Origin of the sequence: Muriicola jejuensis, from assembly GCF_010671595.1 — a bacterium.
Taxonomy (GTDB): domain Bacteria; phylum Bacteroidota; class Bacteroidia; order Flavobacteriales; family Flavobacteriaceae; genus Muriicola; species Muriicola jejuensis.
On the sequence record NZ_JAABOP010000001.1, the window covers coordinates 1102321 to 1121745 of the forward strand.

At 49.5% G+C, this 19425-nt stretch carries 16 protein-coding genes; 7 read left to right on the top strand and 9 right to left on the bottom strand.

Annotation, left to right across the window (positions count from 1 at the left end):
- Positions 1-25 precede the first annotated feature (25 nt).
- Positions 26-1075, top strand: a complete 1050-nt coding sequence (thiL, locus tag GWK09_RS04910; protein WP_163691878.1) for a thiamine-phosphate kinase — start codon at positions 26-28, stop codon at positions 1073-1075.
- 1 nt (position 1076) lies between these two features.
- Here the strand turns inward: thiL and GWK09_RS04915 are convergent, their stop codons facing one another.
- A complete protein-coding gene (locus GWK09_RS04915) occupies positions 1077-1295 on the bottom strand; it encodes a hypothetical protein (RefSeq protein ID WP_163691879.1) in 219 nt (72 codons plus the stop codon).
- Between the two features lie 257 nt (positions 1296-1552).
- On the opposite strand from GWK09_RS04915, the gene GWK09_RS04920 reads away from it, so the two are divergent.
- A complete protein-coding gene (locus tag GWK09_RS04920) occupies positions 1553-2824 on the top strand; it encodes a branched-chain amino acid transport system II carrier protein (protein WP_163691880.1) in 1272 nt (423 codons plus the stop codon).
- Positions 2825-2848: 24 nt separating this feature from the next.
- On the opposite strand, the gene GWK09_RS04925 is transcribed toward GWK09_RS04920, so the two are convergent.
- On the bottom strand, positions 2849-4141 hold the full coding sequence (locus GWK09_RS04925; RefSeq protein WP_163692506.1) for an aminopeptidase P family protein: 1293 nt from the start codon (positions 4139-4141) through the stop codon (positions 2849-2851).
- A gap of 108 nt (positions 4142-4249) precedes the next feature.
- Between GWK09_RS04925 and GWK09_RS04930 the strand changes: the two genes are divergently transcribed.
- The 5 genes from GWK09_RS04930 (at position 4250) to GWK09_RS04950 (ending at position 11985) form a co-directional block, all read left to right on the top strand.
- Positions 4250-7096, top strand: a complete 2847-nt coding sequence (locus GWK09_RS04930) for a VPS10 domain-containing protein (protein WP_163691881.1) — start codon at positions 4250-4252, stop codon at positions 7094-7096.
- Positions 7097-7300: 204 nt separating this feature from the next.
- Entirely contained in the window at positions 7301-7969 is a 669-nt protein-coding gene (locus GWK09_RS04935) for a succinate dehydrogenase cytochrome b subunit (protein WP_163691882.1), read from the top strand.
- A gap of 3 nt (positions 7970-7972) precedes the next feature.
- A complete protein-coding gene (locus tag GWK09_RS04940; RefSeq protein ID WP_163691883.1) occupies positions 7973-9976 on the top strand; it encodes a fumarate reductase/succinate dehydrogenase flavoprotein subunit in 2004 nt (667 codons plus the stop codon).
- A gap of 6 nt (positions 9977-9982) precedes the next feature.
- Positions 9983-10729 carry a succinate dehydrogenase/fumarate reductase iron-sulfur subunit gene (locus GWK09_RS04945; protein WP_163691884.1) on the top strand — a complete coding sequence of 249 codons (747 nt, stop codon included), beginning with the start codon at positions 9983-9985 and terminating at the stop codon, positions 10727-10729.
- A gap of 107 nt (positions 10730-10836) precedes the next feature.
- Positions 10837-11985, top strand: a complete 1149-nt coding sequence (locus GWK09_RS04950) for a methionine aminotransferase (protein WP_204260356.1) — start codon at positions 10837-10839, stop codon at positions 11983-11985.
- Here GWK09_RS04950 and GWK09_RS04955 read toward each other — a convergent pair whose 3' ends face one another.
- The 7 genes from GWK09_RS04955 to GWK09_RS04985 all read right to left on the bottom strand — a co-directional run bounded on the left by GWK09_RS04955 (position 11986) and on the right by GWK09_RS04985 (position 19365).
- Complete coding sequence (locus GWK09_RS04955) at positions 11986-13137, bottom strand: serine hydrolase domain-containing protein (RefSeq protein ID WP_163691885.1); 1152 nt, start codon at positions 13135-13137, stop codon at positions 11986-11988. It abuts the gene before it with no gap.
- A gap of 15 nt (positions 13138-13152) precedes the next feature.
- Complete coding sequence (locus GWK09_RS04960; protein WP_163691886.1) at positions 13153-13677, bottom strand: GNAT family N-acetyltransferase; 525 nt, start codon at positions 13675-13677, stop codon at positions 13153-13155.
- A 326-nt stretch (positions 13678-14003) separates the two neighbouring features.
- The gene (locus GWK09_RS04965; protein WP_163691887.1) at positions 14004-14657 is read right to left on the bottom strand and encodes a 3-oxoacid CoA-transferase subunit B; all 654 of its coding nucleotides are present in this window, start codon (positions 14655-14657) and stop codon (positions 14004-14006) included.
- Entirely contained in the window at positions 14647-15357 is a 711-nt protein-coding gene (locus GWK09_RS04970; RefSeq protein ID WP_163691888.1) for a CoA transferase subunit A, read from the bottom strand. The genes GWK09_RS04965 and GWK09_RS04970 overlap by 11 nt, the downstream gene beginning before the upstream one ends.
- 16 nt (positions 15358-15373) lie before the next feature.
- Complete coding sequence (locus tag GWK09_RS04975) at positions 15374-17719, bottom strand: penicillin-binding protein 1A (RefSeq protein WP_163691889.1); 2346 nt, start codon at positions 17717-17719, stop codon at positions 15374-15376.
- A 4-nt stretch (positions 17720-17723) separates the two neighbouring features.
- Positions 17724-18206 carry a gliding motility lipoprotein GldH gene (locus GWK09_RS04980; RefSeq protein WP_163691890.1) on the bottom strand — a complete coding sequence of 161 codons (483 nt, stop codon included), beginning with the start codon at positions 18204-18206 and terminating at the stop codon, positions 17724-17726.
- Positions 18199-19365, bottom strand: coding sequence for a PSP1 domain-containing protein (locus GWK09_RS04985; RefSeq protein ID WP_163691891.1), 1167 nt, complete (start codon positions 19363-19365; stop codon positions 18199-18201). The genes GWK09_RS04980 and GWK09_RS04985 overlap by 8 nt, the downstream gene beginning before the upstream one ends.
- Positions 19366-19425 lie beyond the last annotated feature (60 nt).

A 19425-nucleotide genomic window follows, 5' to 3' on the forward strand; every position in this document is an offset into this window, starting at 1 on the left:
GTAAGATCCTCCTTAATTTTGCAGGATGCTGGAAGACAAAGAACCTGAAAGAACATCCCTTGAAAAACTGGGCGAATTTGGCCTGATCGACCATCTCACCCGTACCTTTTCCCCAAAACAACCCTCCACGCTTCGTGCCGTGGGGGATGATGCAGCCGTTGTGAAATTCGGAGACAGGGCATTGCTGGTGAGCACAGACCAGTTGGTAGAAGGCATCCACTTCGACCTCAGTTATATGCCCCTGAAACACCTTGGGTACAAATCGGTCGTGGTAAACCTCAGCGACATCTGCGCCATGAATGGTGTCCCTACCCAGATCACGGTGTCCATAGCGGTATCCAACCGCTTTCCCCTGGAAGCCCTGGAAGAACTCTATACCGGGATCAAACTGGCCTGTGATATCTACCAGGTGGACCTTGTGGGGGGCGACACCACCTCTTCCGACCGGGGGCTGTATCTCTCAGTCACGGCCATAGGGCATGCGGCAGAAGAGGAGGTCACCTACCGAAGCGGGGCCAGACCCAATGACCTGCTGGTCGTTTCAGGCGACCTGGGCGGTGCCTTTATGGGGCTCAAAGTTCTACAGAGGGAAAAGGAGGTTTTCAAAGTGAATCCCAACAACCAACCCGATCTGGAACCCTACTCTTATATCATAGAAAGACAACTCAAGCCCGAAGCCCGGAAAGACATCGTCTCCCTGTTAAAGGAACTCGGGGTGAGACCCACTTCCATGATCGATATCAGTGACGGATTGTCTTCTGAGATCCTCCACCTGTGCGATAAGAGCAAGGTAGGATGCAACGTCTATGAGGAGAAGATCCCGCTGGACCCTACCGTGATCTCCGCGTGTGAGGAATTTGTATTAGACAGTACGATGATCGCCCTGAGCGGTGGGGAAGATTACGAATTGCTCTTTACGATAGACCAGGACGACTACCCTAAAATAAAGGGCAACCCCAACCTTACTGTCGTGGGGCATATGACAGAAGCAGATCGGGGCGCACACTTAATTACCAGGAATGAGGAAAGCATACCCTTGAAAGCCCAGGGTTGGAATTCCTTTGGGCAAGGATAGTTCAGGCTACTTGTTGTTCGCCTGCGTGTCTTTTTCGGTAAATGATCTCGAGGGTGTGGTTGATATCCTGTAACTCAGGGGTAAGTACGGATAAATTGCCACTGACGTCCGTGGTCACTTCTTTACCACAGTGAACGCATTTGTATTCCTTGATGTGCTGGGTAACTTTCTTGGACACGGAGTAGTGGTGTCCAAAGATCTGGCAGAATATTTTTTTCATGAAGTAGGTTATTAGTCGCATGGTCCGGTCGGGGGAACCTTCACCGTGCATTGTTACATTTCAGGTTTCAGCATTCATCACAAGGTTTCTCGTTAACATTTTAAAAAGGAACGCTTGCTGAGGAACATTTATTGAGTGACCCCCTGTTTTTTTCTCATTTTTTCGATGAACGTATTCCTTTCACCTATAAGTATTACGAGTTTTCTGTTTTTTCGGATCTCGTTTTTTCCAGTATCTTTCAACAATAACTCAATAGTATGCGACAATTCCGGGAACTCCTGGTCACGGCCTTTGCCCTATTCTCACTCTTCTTCGGGGCCGGGAACCTCATCCTGCCCCCCCTGCTGGGATTTAAGGCAGGTCCCGACTGGTGGCTGGTGGCCCTGGGGTTTGCCATTTCCGGCGTTTTAATAGCCATTTTAGGGATAAGGGCCCATGCGAGATTACAGGGCACTATCTTTGATTTTGGCTCAAAGGTTTCCCCCTTGTTCAGCCTGGTCTACTGCTATCTGGTCTACGCCATCGCCATCGGCCTGCCCTCCCCGAGGACCGCATCGGTCACACACGAAATGGCCATAGCCCCCTTCTTTGAGGTAGGCCCTCTGACCACCAGTTTTATCTATTTCGGGCTCGTCCTTATCTTCGCCCTCAACCGGAACAAGATCCTGGATATTATCGGGAAACTGATGACCCCTGCCATCCTGTTGATCCTGCTTTGCATTATGGGGGTGATCATCTTCACCAGTCCGTTCGAATTCGGGGAGCCCCTCATAATGTATCCCTTCAGCTATTCCATTTTAGAAGGGTACCAGACGTTCGATGCCATAGGGGCCGTAGTTGTAGGAGGGGTGATCATCGTCTCCATCAACCTGAAAAACAACAAGACCTATGAGGAGAAACGCAAACTGATCGCCAATGCAGGGTGGCTGGCCGGCCTCACACTTTTACTGGTGTATGCCGGACTGATGTTATCGGCCGCGCTCATGCAGTCGGATTTCGAAACGGATATCAGCAGGACCGCTCTCCTTCAGGGGATGAGCTACCTTGCCCTGGGCCCGACGGGAAGGGGCATCTTCTCCGTGCTGGTAGCCCTGGCCTGTTTCACCACTGCTGTGGGGATCGTGACCGGAACAGCAGATTTTGTGAAGTCGCGTTTCTCAAATTCACAGAGGGCCTACGTGCTCACAGCAGCGATCGGCAGCCTGCTGGGAGTGCTCATGGGGCAACTGGAAGTGGGCTATATCATCGATGTGGCATTGCCCGCCCTGATGTTCATCTATCCCATCACCATCGTCCTGATCATCCTCAACGTCCTTCCGGAACGCTGGGCCTCTGCAGGGGTATTTAAAAGCGTGGTCTGGGTGACCATACTTTTCAGCGTACCCGACTTCCTGCAGAGCCTGGATTTGGGGACGTACCTGAAAGCGGTCAATGCCCTAATTCCGCTAAGCGGAGTACAACTGGGCTGGGTGATCCCTGCCACACTTACCTTTCTTGTTTTAAATGCCAGGAAGTTCTACTTCAAATAGAGTTTTGCGAGAGTTTATGTGCTCCTAAGACCGCATGATATCTTCGATCTCCTCAGCCTCGATCGGGATATTTTTCATCAGGTTCACAGGCTCGCCTTTTTCCTGAATGACCACATCGTCCTCCAGCCGGATGCCGAATCCCTCGTCAGGGATGTAGATGCCCGGTTCAACCGTAAAGACCATATTTGCCTTCATCGGGGTTTTTATCGGCCCGTAATCATGAGTGTCCAGGCCTATATGGTGACTGGTCCCGTGCATGAAGTATTTCTTGTAGGCGGGCCAGTTCTTGTTCTCGTTCTGCACATCGGCCTTGCTGAGTAAACCCAGACCGAGGAGTTCCGAGGTCATGATCTTCCCCACCTCTTTGTGGTATTCGGCCCACATCGTCCCGGGAACCAGCATCTTGGTAGCTTCATTTTTAACGCGGAGGACGGCTTCATACACTTCCCTTTGCCTTTTGGTGAATTTGCCGTTCACGGGAATGGTACGGGTCATGTCACTGGAGTAATTCGCGTATTCCGCACCTACATCGAGAAGAATAAGGTCACCGGTCTTGCATTGCTGATTGTTGACCACATAGTGCAACACGTTGGCATTGTTCCCGGAGGCAATGATGGGGGTATACGCAAACCCCCTGGAACGATTCCTTATAAATTCGTGGAGGAATTCCGCTTCGATCTCGTATTCCCAGACTCCAGGTTCAGTGAATTTGAGGACACGCCTGAATCCTTTTTCTGTGATATCGCAAGCCCTTTGCATGAGGTCTATTTCCTGTTTTTCCTTGACCCCCCTTATTTCCTGTAAAATGGGATTGCTCTTGGCCCAGCTGTGGGCGGGGAATTTTTCTTTGCACCTGCGGATAAAACGGTCCTCCCGTGTCTGGGTCTCCACGGATTGGCGGTAGTGCTCATTGGTGTTGAAATACACCGTATCGGCCTCCGTCATCAGATCGAAGAATACCTTGTCAAAATCACTGAGCCACTGAACATTCTGGATCCCGCTAACGCCCGTGGCCTGTTCCTTTGAGAGCTTCTCCCCCTCCCAGACCGCTATGTGGTCATTGGTCTCTCTTACAAAGAGGATCTCCCTCTGTTCCTTGTTCAAGGCATCCGGGAATAACAAAAGGATGGTCTCTTCCTGGTCTGCACCACTCAGGTAGAAGATATCCCTGTGCTGCTGAAATGGCATGGTACTGTCTGCGCTAATGGGATAGATGTCATTGGAATTGAATATTGCCAGGCTCTTCGGTTTCATTTTTGCCATGAATTTCTCACGGCTCCGCACAAAGAGTTTTGGGTCTATAGGGTGATATTTCATAGGGGTCTCATGTTTTTTCAAATGTAGGTATTTACGAGGAATTCTTTTGAAGGTCGCTTGTCATAAGTCGGCCAAATTCATACCTTCCAAAAATCAAAGTTGACATCTATGAGAATCCTAGTTTTCCTGTGCGCTTTCTGCGGTGTATTAATGCTTCACGGCCAGCCTGAGGCAACCTCTTCAAAAGAGGTAATGGAAGGCATTGCCCGGAAAGAAAAAATGGCGGCAACCTCCCTTGTGAAGAACATTTCGTTTAAGAATATCGGGCCCACCGTGATGAGCGGCCGGGTGGTAGACCTTGATGTGAACCCGAACGACCCCACGGAATTCTATGTGGGCTATGCCTCCGGAGGTCTCTGGTATACGGCGAACAACGGCACTTCCTTTACCCCTGTAATGGATGGGTCTTCGACCCAGAACATAGGGGATATCGCAGTCGACTGGAAAAACGGGACGCTATGGGTAGGCACGGGAGAGAACAACAGTTCCCGTTCTTCCTATGCAGGGATCGGCCTGCTGAAATCGACCGATGGGGGTAAGACCTGGCAAAACATGGGGCTGCCGGATTCCCACCATATCGGGCGTATCCTGATCAATCCCGAAAATGCAAATGAAGTTGTAGTGGCGGCTACAGGGCACCTGTACTCGAAAAACAATGAGCGCGGGGTGTACAAGACCACCGATGGCGGAAAGACCTGGAAAAGGACCCTTTTTGTGAATGATGAGACCGGGATCATTGACCTGGCCGTATCCCCTGTCGACTTCAATATTCAATATGCTGCCGCCTGGGAAAAGGACCGGAAGGCCTGGAATTTCGAGGGCAACGGACCTGGATCGGGCATCTATAAAAGTTCAGACGGGGGGGCTACCTGGAAGCTTGTCTCAGGTCCCACCAGTGGTTTCCCGACGGGAGACGGGGTTGGGCGAATAGGCCTGGCTGTCTTTGATAACAATATCGTCTATGCCGTGCACGACAACCAGTACCGAAGGGAAAAAACCGAGGAAGAGGAAAAAGAGGAGGGCCTTACCAAGGAAGATTTCAAGACCATGAGTGTGAAAGCTTTTCTTGACCTGGATGATAAAAAACTTAATGACTTCCTAAAGGACAACGACTTTCAGGAAAAATACAGGGCCGAGAATGTCAAGGAAATGGTCAGAAGCGGGGCTGTAAAACCCGCTGACCTTGCCGAGTACCTGGAGGATGCGAATTCCCTCCTTTTCGACACCCCGGTCATAGGGGCCGAGGTCTACCGCAGCGATGACGGGGGTAAGACCTGGAAAAAACAAAATGAAAAATACATAGACGATCTGTTTTACAGCTATGGGTATTACTTTGCCCAGATCCGGGTAGACCGGAACAATCCGGAAAAGATCTATCTGGCCGGGGTCCCACTGATCGCCTCGGGGGACGGGGGTAAGACCTATAAGGCTATTGATGGAGACAATGTGCATTCTGACCATCATGCCCTGTGGATCAACCCGGTGAAACCGGGCCACCTGATCAACGGGAACGACGGGGGCGTAAACATTTCCTATGATGACGGGGCTCACTGGATCAAGAACAATTCCCCGGAAGTAGGCCAGTTCTATGCTATCAATATCGACCACCAGAAACCCTACAACGTCTACGGCGGACTTCAGGACAACGGAGTGTGGATGGGACCTCACAATGCCGAAGAAAACAGCCGCTGGCACCAGACCGGGGAGTATCCCTGGAAGTCCATCCTGGGTGGTGACGGGATGCAGGTGCAGATAGACAACAGGGATCCGAACATCGTGTACACCGGGTTCCAGTTCGGAAATTACTACCGGCTCGACCTCTCCTCAGGGAAAAGAAAGAACATTCAACCCAAGCACGAACTGGGGGAAAAACCCTATCGTTTCAACTGGCAAACTCCTATTTTACTTTCACCCCATAATCAGGATATCGTCTATTTCGGGGGGAACAAACTGCATCGATCCCTGAATAAAGGGGACGATTGGGAGGCTATTTCGGGCGACCTGACCCGGGGTGGAAAACAGGGAAATGTGGCCTATGGGACATTGACGACGATCTCGGAATCCCCACTGAAATTCGGGCTCCTGTATACCGGAAGTGACGATGGACTCATCTACAGGAGCGATAACGGCGGGAGTAGCTGGGAACTGGTCTCCGGCTCTTTACCAAAAGATCTTTGGGTCAGCCGTGTGGCGGCCTCCAAACACAAAAAGGAACGTGTCTATGCTTCTCTAAACGGATATCGTTGGGACGACTTTACCCCCTATGTCTTTCTGAGCGAGGACCTGGGCAAGACCTGGAAGAATATCGGATCCGGACTGCCCGCATCCGCTGTGAACGCGGTCCTGGAGGACCCGGTAAACGAAAACCTTTTGTTTGTCGGCACAGATAATGGCCTGTACGTTTCCTTTGACAGGGGTAGCTCCTGGGAGTTGTTCCAGAATGGCATGCCGAATGTGGCAGTACACGATCTGGTGATACAACCGGAAGAAAAACACCTGCTTGCGGGTACCCATGGCAGGAGTATTTATAAGGCCGACATCACTCATTTACAAGGAATGACACAGGAGAAACTAGATGAAGATCTCGTGGTTTTTGACATCCCTGCGATCAAGCATTCCAGCCGATGGGGGAATTCCTGGAGCAGCTGGTCCGAACCCAATACGCCGGGAATAGACCTTGTATTCTATTCCAAGAAGAAAGGGAAGTATTCTGCCAGTATCAGAACTTTGGACGGGATTGAGGTTAGCGGTTTTGAGATGGAAGCAGACAAGGGCTTCAACATCCTTTCTTATGACGTCGCCTTTTCCAAACCGGGGAAACTGGCCTACCTTTCAAAGAACAAGGTGGAACTCAAAACAGCAGATGACGGAAAGACCTACCTGCCCAAAGGTTCCTATGAACTGGTCCTGAGCGGTAACGGACAGGAAGTAAAAACACCGGTCACGATAGAGTAACTCTTTAATAACCCTTAAATTCTTCTTAAGAAGATCAGGGATTTTGTTGAATTTTAGAAGCTGAAAACCGCCTCTTTCTGGCTATAGGATTGAACACAGTTCAACGACTGTGAAAATTAGGCCAAAGCCCGCTAAGTAAAGGCCGTTTTCGTTTGCTATTGCGGGGCTTCTGCCGTAAATTTGTGACCCTAAACCGTAACTGTAATGAGTAAAATCATACAATCCTCCATCGCCAGAAAAGTGGTCATGGCCCTTTCTGGCATTTTTTTGGTCTTATTCCTGGCATTGCACTTCACGATCAATTTTACCTCGGTGGTCTCCCCGGATACTTTCAATGAACTGTCCCACTTCATGGGGTACAACTTTATTGTTCAGTTCATCATGCAACCCATCCTGATCGCCGGTGTGGTCATCCATTTTGTAATGGGCTTTGTCCTTGAGATTCAAAACAACAGGGCAAGGGGGGTAAAATACGTACAGTACAAAGGAAGTGCCAACGCTCCGTGGGTTTCCCGGAACATGATAATTTCCGGAGCCGTTATCCTGGCATTCCTGGGCTTGCATTTCTACGATTTCTGGATTCACGAAATGGCCTATAAGTACATCGAGGCAAATCCCGAAGACCCAACGAGGTACTATGCGGAGACCGTGGAGAAATTCGCTCCTTTCTGGAGGACCCTGCTCTATGTTCTCTCCTTTGGCCTTCTCTCCCTTCACTTATGGCACGGGTTTGCATCTTCCTTCCAGACCATGGGGGTGAACAACAAATACACCCCTTCCATTGTTAATTTCACCAAGATCTATGCCGTGGCAATCCCTCTGGGTTTTGCCTTTATCGCCATATATCATCATTTTAATCCGATAATACACTAAGATATGGGCATTCTAGACTCCAAAGTTCCCAAAGGGCCCCTGGCCGAAAAGTGGACCAAACATAAGAACGAGATCAACCTCGTCAATCCCGCCAACAAGCGGAACATAGACGTGATCGTCGTAGGAACTGGCCTTGCCGGAGGCTCTGCCGCTGCAACCCTGGCTGAGCTGGGATATAATGTCAAGACCTTCTGCTACCAGGATTCTCCCAGGAGGGCCCATTCCATTGCCGCACAGGGTGGCGTGAATGCCTCCAAGAATTACCAGGGTGACGGAGACAGCGATTACCGTCTCTTCTACGATACGATCAAGGGAGGGGATTACCGGTCGAGAGAAGCCAATGTTTACAGGCTTGCAGAGGTCTCAGGAAATATCATCGACCAGTGTGTGGCACAGGGAGTGCCGTTTGCAAGGGAATACGGCGGACTTCTGGATAACCGTTCTTTCGGAGGAGTACTGGTCTCCCGGACCTTTTACGCAAAAGGGCAGACCGGGCAACAGCTTCTGTTGGGTGCCTATGCAGCCATGAACCGTCAGATCCACAGGGGTAAGATCAAGTCTTTTACCAGGCATGAAATGCTGGACCTGGTGGTCATTGACGGCAAGGCAAGAGGGATCATTGCGCGAGACCTGGTGACAGGGGAGATAGAAAGGCATTCGGCCCATGCTGTGGTCATCGCCTCAGGAGGATACGGAAACTTATTTTTCCTCTCAACCTATTGCATGGGAGCCAATGTGATGGCGGCCTGGAGGACCCATCGAAGAGGGGCTTTCTTCGCCAATCCGTGCTTCACCCAGATCCACCCAACCTGCATCCCCGTCTCAGGAGAACACCAGTCAAAGCTTACGCTTATGTCTGAATCCCTAAGAAACGACGGACGCATCTGGGTGCCTAAAAAACTGGAGGACGCCAAGGCGATCCGCGAGGGGAAACTGAAACCTACAGAACTCGCAGAAGAAGACAGGGATTACTATCTTGAAAGAAGGTATCCCGCCTTCGGGAACCTTGTCCCCAGGGATGTGGCATCCCGTGCGGCCAAAGAAAGGTGTGATGCGGGATATGGAGTGAACAAGACCGGTGAGGCAGTCTACCTGGATTTCGCATCGGCAATCAAACGATACGGTACCGAAAAGGCTTATACCTCAGGTATCCAGGATCCGGACGAAGATACGGTCAGGAGATTAGGGGAAGAAGTGATTGAGGCAAAATACGGGAACCTCTTCCAGATGTATGAGAAGATCGTAGACCAGAATCCATATAAAACCCCTATGATGATCTACCCCGCTGTCCACTATACCATGGGCGGACTTTGGGTGGATTACAATCTGATGACAACGATTCCAGGGTGCTACTCCATAGGAGAATCCAATTTTAGTGATCACGGAGCCAACCGCCTTGGGGCCTCTGCCCTCATGCAGGGCCTGGCAGATGGTTATTTTGTACTGCCCTACACCATAGGAGATTACCTGTCCAAAGATATCCGTACCGGGAAGATCCCAACGGACAGTCCGGAATTCGACAAGGCCGAGAAGGATGTCCGTGACAGGCTCGAGAAACTGATGTCCGGAAAAGGCAAGCACTCCGTTGATTACTACCACAAGAAACTTGGGAAGATCATGTGGGACAAATGCGGGATGAGCCGGAACGAAAAAGGGCTCAAAGAGGCTATGAAGGAAATCGCAGAATTGCGCAAGGATTTCTGGGAAAACGTAAAGGTTCCCGGTAGTGCAGATTCCAAGAACCAGGAGCTGGAGAAAGCAGGTCGCGTAGCCGATTTCCTGGAGATCGGGGAGCTTTTTGCCAAGGATGCGCTAGACCGGAACGAATCCTGTGGCGGTCACTTCAGGGAAGAATACCAGACGCCGGAAGGTGAAGCACTGAGGGACGACAAGAACTACAAATACGTGGCTGCCTGGGAGTACAAAGGAGAGCCCAAAGATGCTAAACTCCACAAAGAGGAATTGGTATATGAAAATATTGAACTTAAGACACGATCGTACAAATAAATTGCTATGAAAATATATTTGAAGATTTGGCGGCAGAAAGACGCCTCCTCCAAAGGAAAAATGGTCGATTACACGGTGGAAGGCATTGAAGGCGATATGTCCTTCCTGGAAATGCTGGACATTCTCAATGAAGAGCTGATCTCTCAAGGGGAAGAGCCCATTGAGTTCGACCATGATTGCAGGGAAGGGATCTGCGGAACCTGTTCCCTCCAGATAAACGGCAGGCCCCATGGCCCGGATACCCGAATCACCGCCTGCCAGTTGCATATGCGGAGCTTTAAGGACGGGGATACCATTACCATAGAACCCTTCAGGGCCAAGGCATTTCCTGTGGTAAAAGACCTGATCATCGACCGTTCGGCCTTCGACAGGATTCAGCAGGCCGGAGGTTATATCTCCGTGAACACCTCAGGGAACACCGTAGATGCCAATGCAATCCCTATCGAGAAAGACAAGGCAGATCATTCCTTCAACGCCGCGACCTGCATAGGATGCGGAGCCTGCGTAGCCGCCTGTAAGAATGCCAGTGCCATGCTGTTCACCTCCGCCAAGGTATCCCAGTTTGCACTCCTGCCACAAGGGCGTGTGGAAGCTGCAGACCGGGTACTCAATATGGTAAGGCAGATGGATATTGAAGGCTTTGGAAATTGCACAAACACGGGTGCCTGTGAAGTGGAATGCCCTAAAGGTATATCCCTTGAAAACATCGCCAGGATGAACCGGGAATATCTGAGTGCTTCCATCAAAGGATAACCCTGATTACAAAATAATTTCACCCCTGTCCTCAATGGCGGGGGTTTTTTGTTTAATCCTGCCACGACCAATTTTACTACCTTTAAAAGCACGTAAATACAACTCACTTGATAGAATCCCTTCCATCCAAGCTTCCGGATATACAGTCGTCCATCTTTACCGTGATCGGGAAATGGGCCAATGAGCACAAGGCTCTGAACCTTTCCCAGGGGTTCCCTAATTTCGGGGCCGACCCAAAACTCCTGGAACTGGTTGCCGAGGCCATGAAGGCCGGGTATAACCAATACGCTCCCATGGAGGGCATTTATTCCCTGAGGGAGGTGATCAGTGAAAAGATCCATGCGCTTTACGGGAAGTCATATGATCCGGATAAGGAGATCACCCTGGTAGCCGGGGCCACACAAGGTATTTTTACGGCCATCACGGCCGTAGTTCACAAGGGGGACGAGGTGATCGTTTTTAAACCTGCATACGACTGCTATGAGCCCGCTATCACACTCAATGGAGGGATTACAGTCCCCCTTCAGATGAAAGGGAGGGAATACCGTATTGACTGGGAGGAATTCCGGTCGGCTATTACGGAGAAAACTCGACTGGTCATCATCAATTCTCCCCACAATCCTACCGGTACCGTTTTATCAGATAATGATATGAAGGAACTGTCGGCTGCATTGAGCGGTACGGACGTTTTGGTGTTGAGTGATGAGGTCTATGAACATATGGTATTTGATGGGGAGGGGCAGCGGAGTGTTTCTAAATACCCCGGACTGGCAGAACGCAGTTTTGCCATGGCCTCCTTTGGGAAGACCTTTCACGTAACGGGTTGGAAAATGGGATACTGTGTTGCGCCTGCCTACCTGATGAAGGAGTTCAGGAAGGTACATGAGTTCAATGTGTATGCCATCAATCACCCCATTCAGAGGGCCCTTGCTCAATATCTGTCCGAGCCAAAGCATTACCTCAACCTGTCGGATTTCTTCCAGAGGAAACGCGACCTCTTCCTGGAGGCTATTGCGCCTTCCCGCTTTTCTTTTACCCCAAGTAAAGGGACCTACTTTCAATTGCTCGATTACTCAGGTATCACGGATGAGGGGGATGTGGAGTTCGCAAGGCGACTCATACAGGAGAAAGGGATTGCGAGTATTCCGATCTCCGTCTTCAACCTCGGGAACCTCGACCAAAACCAACTTCGCTTCTGTTTCGCTAAAACGGATGACACCCTTTACAAGGCCGCCGAGATCCTCAATGCCATTTGATCAGAATGCCTTTCGTAGAATCTTCATGAATTCTTCTATTTGGGAGGGTTCCAGCCACCTCGTCACGACTACCAGGTCGTGCTCCCTGTCAACGATTATGAAGTTCCCCCCAAAACCAGCGGCATAAAACAAGCTTTCTGACCATCCTTCCCAATGTCTTTCGCCTTTCGTATTCAGCCACCATAAATAACCGTAGTTAGGATTGGGAATAGAAGGTGTCGTGGCTTTCTGGATCCAGGCACTGCTGATAAATTGCTTTCCTTCCCATTTACCTTCATTGAGGAAAAGCAATCCAAAGCGGGCCATATCCAGTGTATTAATAAATATCCCTCCTCCGCTGTGACCCCCACCGGTCACAGATTTCAACTCCACACCGTCTACTTCCGTCCAGGCATTTTCATATCCGAACCATCTCCAGGTAGTACTTGCCCCTATGGGATCCATCAGCTCTGTCCTGAGCACAGCAGGCAGGGCTTTACCCCACACATGCGTAAGAGAGTACGCCAGCAGGTTCACCCTCACATCATTGTATTCCATGACGGTACCGGGCTCATTCTGTTTTCGGAATTTCCAGTCGTCCAGGTCTCCTTCCCTTGGGGGTCGGTCAGCCCAATCCTTTCCGCCCCAAAGTTCGCCTGACCAGTCTGAGGTCTGCTGAAGCAAATGTTCCCAGGTGATTTTCGCATTGTGTTCCCCTGAAAAAGTGCCGTCCCAGATATAGGAATCGACCTTGTCCGAGGTTGATTCGATCAACTTTCTGTCAGCGGCCAGGCCGGCAACCGTTGAGAGGAAACTCTTGGTGACACTAAAGGTCATGTCTACTCTTTGGATATCTCCCCATGATGCGATCAAGTATCCGTTTTTCAGTATCATCCCGGCCGGACCTCCCCTTTTCTTGGTGGGTCCGAGTATCTCGTGAAAAGGCTCTCGCTCAAATCCTTTCAGGATGGCAATCCTGAGATCGCGTGAACCCGAGTATTCATTCTGCAAGGCAAAAGCAAGCGCCTGATTGACTGCTGTTGCCTCCATTTTGACTTCCTCGGGGGACCTGGTAACCCAATCTGCGTTGCGAGCAGGGAAATAATTAACTCCTTGGGCCTTCACCGTCAGGGCAAGGAAAAGGCCTATTAAAATCAGGAATGGTGTTCTCATGGATTGATATTAAAGTTACAAGGTAGTTAAATGGAGTTTCATTAGCCAGTCCATCTGCTTGTCTTTCCCAATAAAGTAAGGGTGTTTTCCGAATTTAATAAAGCCCAGGCCCTCGTAAAAGGATAGTGCCTTTAAGTTTTCTTCCCAGACCCCTAACCAGATATAGTCTTTCCCAAGTTCGATCGCTTTTTGTACCACTTCCTTTATGATACCCTTGCCGATTCCCATTTTTTGGTATTCCGGTAACACATAAATACGTTCCAGTTCAATGGCCCTGGCATCCTTCAGGTCTGTTTGTGCCTCTCCTTCATTGTACTTAAAAAACCCGACCAGGTCGTTCCTCAGGTATACAAAATAAAAGTGTGAAAGAGGGTCTTTCAATTCGGATAACAACCTCTCACCAGAAAGTGCAGTATCGAGGTAGAGCTGAAAATCGACAGGGTCATTCTGCGCCTCGAAAGCAGCTGAGAAGGTCTGCCTGGATATACGAACCAGGACTTCCAAATCCTCGGGAGTACAATGCTTTAAAACCAGTTTCACAAGATGGGCTAACGACCCGAAAACTAATAAAAAAAGGAGTAAAACCTGAGATTTTACTCCTTTCTTCCTTCATGTCCTTTTCTCAGAACATAAAGAGTTTCTTTGCTAATTGCAAAATGCCGTGGTAAAAATCGTTTCTGTAGACTTGTACCTTTTCATCAGAGGGCGTCTGATTAGTTTGAGTGTCCATAGCTTCTTGGGGTTAAGATTAGGTTTAAGTTCTTTCATTTTCAAAGGGCCCTCAAAATACTAATAGAACGAAAAAAAAGCACAATAATTGTTGTTAAAATAAAGACAAAAGTTGTGAACAAAGAAAAATGAGAAGTCTATAAAATCATTTCGGGGATCTCACCCTCCACGATAAGGTTTCCTTCGGTGGCTTTCACTATATCCTCTACCGAGATCCCTGGAGCCCTTTCCATCAATTTAAAACCTTTGGGGACTATTTCCAGGACTGCCAGGTTGGTGACGATCTTTTTTACACAACCCACCCCGGTCAGAGGCAGTGTACAACGCTTTAGCAACTTGGATTCTCCCGCCTTGTTCGTGTGCATCATGGCGACGATAATGTTCTCCGCAGAAGCCACCAGGTCCATGGCTCCTCCCATTCCCTTGACCATTTTCCCGGGTATCTTCCAGTTGGCGATGTCCCCGTTCTCTGCGACTTCCATGGCCCCGAGGATGGTGAGGTCTACGTGTTTCCCCCTGATCATGGAGAAACTGAGTGCAGAGTCAAAAAAGGATGCCCCTGGAAGGGTGGTAATGGTCTGTTTTCCGGCGTTGATGATATCAGCATCTTCTTCTCCTTCAAAGGGGAAAGGCCCCATGCCCAGAACGCCGTTCTCACTCTGAAATTCAACGTGTATATCGCTGCGGACAAAGTTGGCCACCAGCGTCGGTATCCCGATACCCAGGTTGACGTAATAGCCGTCCCTGACTTCCTTGGCGATCCTTTTTGCTATTCCATTCTTATCGAGCATCTTCGCGGGTTCTAACGGTTCGTTGTTCAATTCTTTTCTCGTATTTCTCGCCCTGGAAGATCCTTTGTACAAAGATCCCCGGGATATGGATCTCGTTCGGGTCGAGAGAGCCGGCAGGTAGCAGCTCCTCTACCTCAGCCACAGTGATCCCGGCCGCTCCGCACATGCAGGGGTTAAAATTCCTGGCGGTTCCTTTAAAAATAAGGTTGCCTGCTTCATCCCCTTTCCATGCTTTCACAAAGGAAAAATCGGCCTTGTAGGCGTATTCGAGCACGTACATCTTCCCATTGAATTCCCTCGTTTCTTTTCCCTCAGCCACCTCGGTCCCATAGCCCGCCGGTGTGTAAAATGCAGGGAATCCGGCCTGGGCTGCCCGGCATTTCTCTGCCAGGGTTCCCTGAGGGGTCAGTTCCACCTCCAATTCTCCACTGAGCATTTGGCGCTCAAATTCGTCATTCTCACCCACGTAAGAGGAGATCATTTTACGGATCTGGTGTTTTTGCAATAACAACCCAAGGCCAAAGTCGTCCACCCCGGCATTGTTGCTGATGCAGGTGAGGTCCTTCACGCCCCGCCTTACCAGTTCGGCTATGGCGTTCTCCGGGATGCCGCAAAGTCCGAATCCTCCCAGCATCAAGGTCATACCGTCCTTAACTCCTTCCAGTGCTTCTTTTGGCCCTTTGACCGTTTTTGGGATCATAACGAGTGTACTTGTATTAAAAATCGAGATCGTCCAGGTCGTCCTCCAGGTCGTCTTCTTCGCCAACGTTTTGCGTTGCCCTGGAACAATCCAGGTTTATGGTCATATTCTCCGGTTTGGGGAACTCTTCCTTTGACACTCCGAGTTCCTCCTCTTCGTAATTCTTTTTCATATAGAGAGCCCAGATAGGCAAGGCCATAGATGCCCCCTGTCCGTAATTGATCGTCTTGAAATGGGTAGCTCGGTCCTCCCCGCCTACCCATACACCGGTGACCAGGTTGGGAACCATACCCATGAACCAGCCGTCACTCTGGTTTTGTGTCGTTCCCGTCTTTCCGGCAATCGGATTCGTAAATCCGTAGGGGTATCCGGTGATGATCTCTTTGTACAAGGCATCTTCCTTGTTATAGTTGTGCCTAAGACGCGTTCCGGATCCTCCTTCGGTCACCCCTTCGAGCAAGTTGATCATGGCATAAGCCACTTCCTTGCTCAATACATCTTTCGTCTCAGGGACGTACTCATAAAGCACGGTTCCGTTCTTGTCTTCGATACGGGTGACCATGACAGGTTTTACGTATACTCCCTGATTCGCAAAAGTACCATAGGCCCCCACCATTTCATAGACATTGAAATCCGGTGTGCCCAGGGCGATGGAAGGCACTTCCGGGATCTCCCTCGTAAGACCGAGATTTTTTACGATGGAGACCACGGGCTTCGGTCCTACCTTATCGATAAGCTGTGCGGTTACTGTATTCACAGAATTCGCCAGTGCCCGTTTAAGAGTGTACATTTCCCCTGAATACCTTCCGTCGGAATTTTTAGGACACCAGGGTTCCGGGTTTCCGTGTTTACCGGCCTCAATACAGTACTGGCTGTCAGGCAGCTGATCACAGGGTGACATCCTCAGCTGGTCTATTGCAGCTGCATAGACAAAGGGCTTAAAGGTAGATCCTGCCTGCCTTGCTCCCTGTATTACATTGTCATACTGAAAGTGCTTGTAGTTGATCCCGCCTACCCATGCCTTTACGTGACCCGTCTGAGGTTCCATGGACATCATGGCCGTTCTCAGGATGGTCTTGTAGTAGCGGATGGAATCCATGGGAGTCATCACTGTATCCTTCTCCTTAGTCTCACTGTTCCAGTCGAATACCGTCATTTCCGTTTTCTGATTGAAGGATTCCCGGATCTCTTTTTCCGTCTTTCCCTCTGCCTTCATGGTCCTCCATCGGTCAGAATTCTTCATTGCCCGCTCCATGATCCCCCGGATCTCTTCCCTCTCCAGTTCGAGAAATGGAGTGGTCGGGTTCCGTTGGGGTGTATTCTGATGAAAGAACTCGGCCTGAAGTCGTTTCATGTGCTCAGCTACTGCATCCTCCGCATTTTTTTGCATCCTGGAATCGATGGTCGTATATACCTTCAGTCCGTCGAGGTAAAGATTCCATGTTTCCCTTTCGCCTTCTGCCGTGATGGGTTTTGGGTTTTTTTTGAGCCAGTCATTTAAAAAGCCCTGCAAATACATCCTGAAATAGGTGGCCAGGCCTTCCCGATGGGACTCCGGACTGAAATTGATATCCATTCTGAGTGCCTGGAGAGAATCCTTTTCCTCCTCGGTGATATAACCGTATTTCTCCATTTGGGAAAGGACCGTATTTCTCCTGTCGAGCACTAGTTGTTCTCTTCGTATGGGGTTGTAAAGGGAGGAGTTTTTGAGCATCCCGACCAACACAGCAGATTCCTCCGTCTTCAGGTCCCGGGGTTCCTTTCCGAAATAGATCCTGGAGGCAGAGCGGATACCGTCTGCGTTATACCCGAAATCATAGATATTCATGTACATGGCTATGATCTCCTGTTTGGTATAGCTGCGCTCCAGTCGGGTAGCTATCACCCATTCCTTGATCTTCTGGGTAACGGCCTGGAAGAGGTTCTTGGATCTTACGCCCACGAATAATTGCCGGGCTAACTGCTGGGAAATGGTACTGGCACCTCCCCTTTGTCCCAGGAAGACAAAAGCCCTCAGCGTCCCTATCCCATCAATACCGGAATGATCATAATAACGGGCATCTTCTGTTGCCACCAGGGCATTGATGAGATTATCCGGCAGGTCTTCATAGGCAACCGGGGTCCTGTTGTCATCAAGATAGAATTTGCCCAGGGTGGCCCCGTCAGAAGAAATGATCTCGGTGGCGAGATTGGTTTGTGGATTCTCAAGCCTTTCAAAGGTTGGCATCTCCCCGAATACTCCCCATGCAGCCAACAGGAAGATGAGGAATACCCCCAGTACCCCGCTGAGGAGCAGGATCCAAAACCATTTTATAAATGGGTAAAAAGCTTTGTTGTCAGGTTTTTTTTTCGTCTTTGCCATGGGTTTAATGCCTTTCAATTTCCAGGCCTACATCGGTGATCCCCTGAAGTTCTGATAGACCTTCAACGTTCCCGTTCTTTCTCATAGCCTGTTCTATTCGTATGGTATATACGCCTGAAACGGGCAAATTGATGTTTTCCTTATACCAGAGCTTGTTTTCTTTTATACTTCCATACCCTTTTCCCAGCCAGGTACCGTCTGCTTCCGCCATGACGTATTCCAAGGTGTCCCGTACCGTCTCCCCTTCCGGAGACTCCAACTCGGTGATCAGGAACAGGTTACTGTAAGGGAAACTATGGTCATTCCTGATATTGATATACATATCATAGGACTGTTCAGCATTCAACTCGGGAGTTTTAAACTCCTTGACATCGTCCCTTGCCCAACGACCATTCTCCAGGGGGCGGAATTCAGAGAATTCTATGTGGTTGCCACATCCCAGAAGGAAAAGGCTTGAAAGAAAAATAAGTAAAATTCCTCTATGCATTTTTCTTGGAAGATTTTGAGGGATTCCTCCTCCTTTTTTTATTCTTTTTCCTTCGGTTGTTGTTCTTGGGTCTGTCAAAACGCGTCAGGCTGTCCTGTCCCGCGGGATTCTCAAAAAGAGTAGCTTCCCTTTCCACATTATCTGTGGCGTACATCTCCAGGCTGGCCACCTTTTCTTTTGCCTGGTTCTTTTGAATGATCTCTTGTACCTGATCTTTGGTCAGGGTATGCCAGTGGGAAGGTTCGTCCTTGTATGAAAACCAGAGCAATCCCTTGAAAATATCCGTTTTCTGGCAAAATGCAGTACCCTTTTCTGTATAAAGTTTACTGTCCTGGGAAGGAAAATCCTTAAGCGCCTCCAGATACATATCGAGTTCGTAATTGAGGCAGCACTTCAGTTTGCCGCATTGCCCGGCCAGTTTTTGAGGATTGAGGGAGAGTTGTTGATATCTGGCGGCTGAGGTGCTGACAGACCGGAAATCGGTTAACCAGGTAGAGCAACACAATTCTCGGCCACAGGAGCCAATCCCCCCCAGTCTTTGTGCTTCCTGTCGGTAGCCGATCTGCCTCATCTCGATCCTGATCCCGAAGGCCTTTGCCATATCCTTGATAAGCTGTCGGAAATCAACCCTGTCGTCTGCGGTGTAATAGAAAGTCGCTTTGGACCCATCACCCTGGAATTCCACATCGGAGATCTTCATCTGGAGTCTGAGCAAGATGGCCATTTCCCTTGCCCTCTTCTTGATCTCATCTTCCTTTCCCCTGCATTTCTGCCATTTATCTATGTCCTTTTGTGTGGCCTTCCTGTAGATCTTGGGTAGCTCACTATCGTCATAAGCCACCTTTTTCTTTTTCATCTGGATTCGGACGAGTTCCCCCATAAGTGTCACGATGCCCACATCGTGTCCCGATTTGGCCTGGGTAGCTACTACATCCCCTATGGACAGTGAAATGTCTTCAGGGACCCTGAAAAATTCCTTCCTGCTATTTTTAAACCGGACCTCAACACAGTCAAAAGGCTTCTCTCCATTGGGAAGCGACATGTTGGCAAGCCAGTCAAATACCGTTAATTTATTACAACCATCCGTACCGCAAGTACCATTGTTCTTGCATCCCCTAGGTTGTCCATCCTTGACGGTTGAACAACTGCTACAACCCATAATTTTTTATCTTGATTTGGACCAGGACTACTGAGTCTGTGACCAAAAAAGGTTCATAAA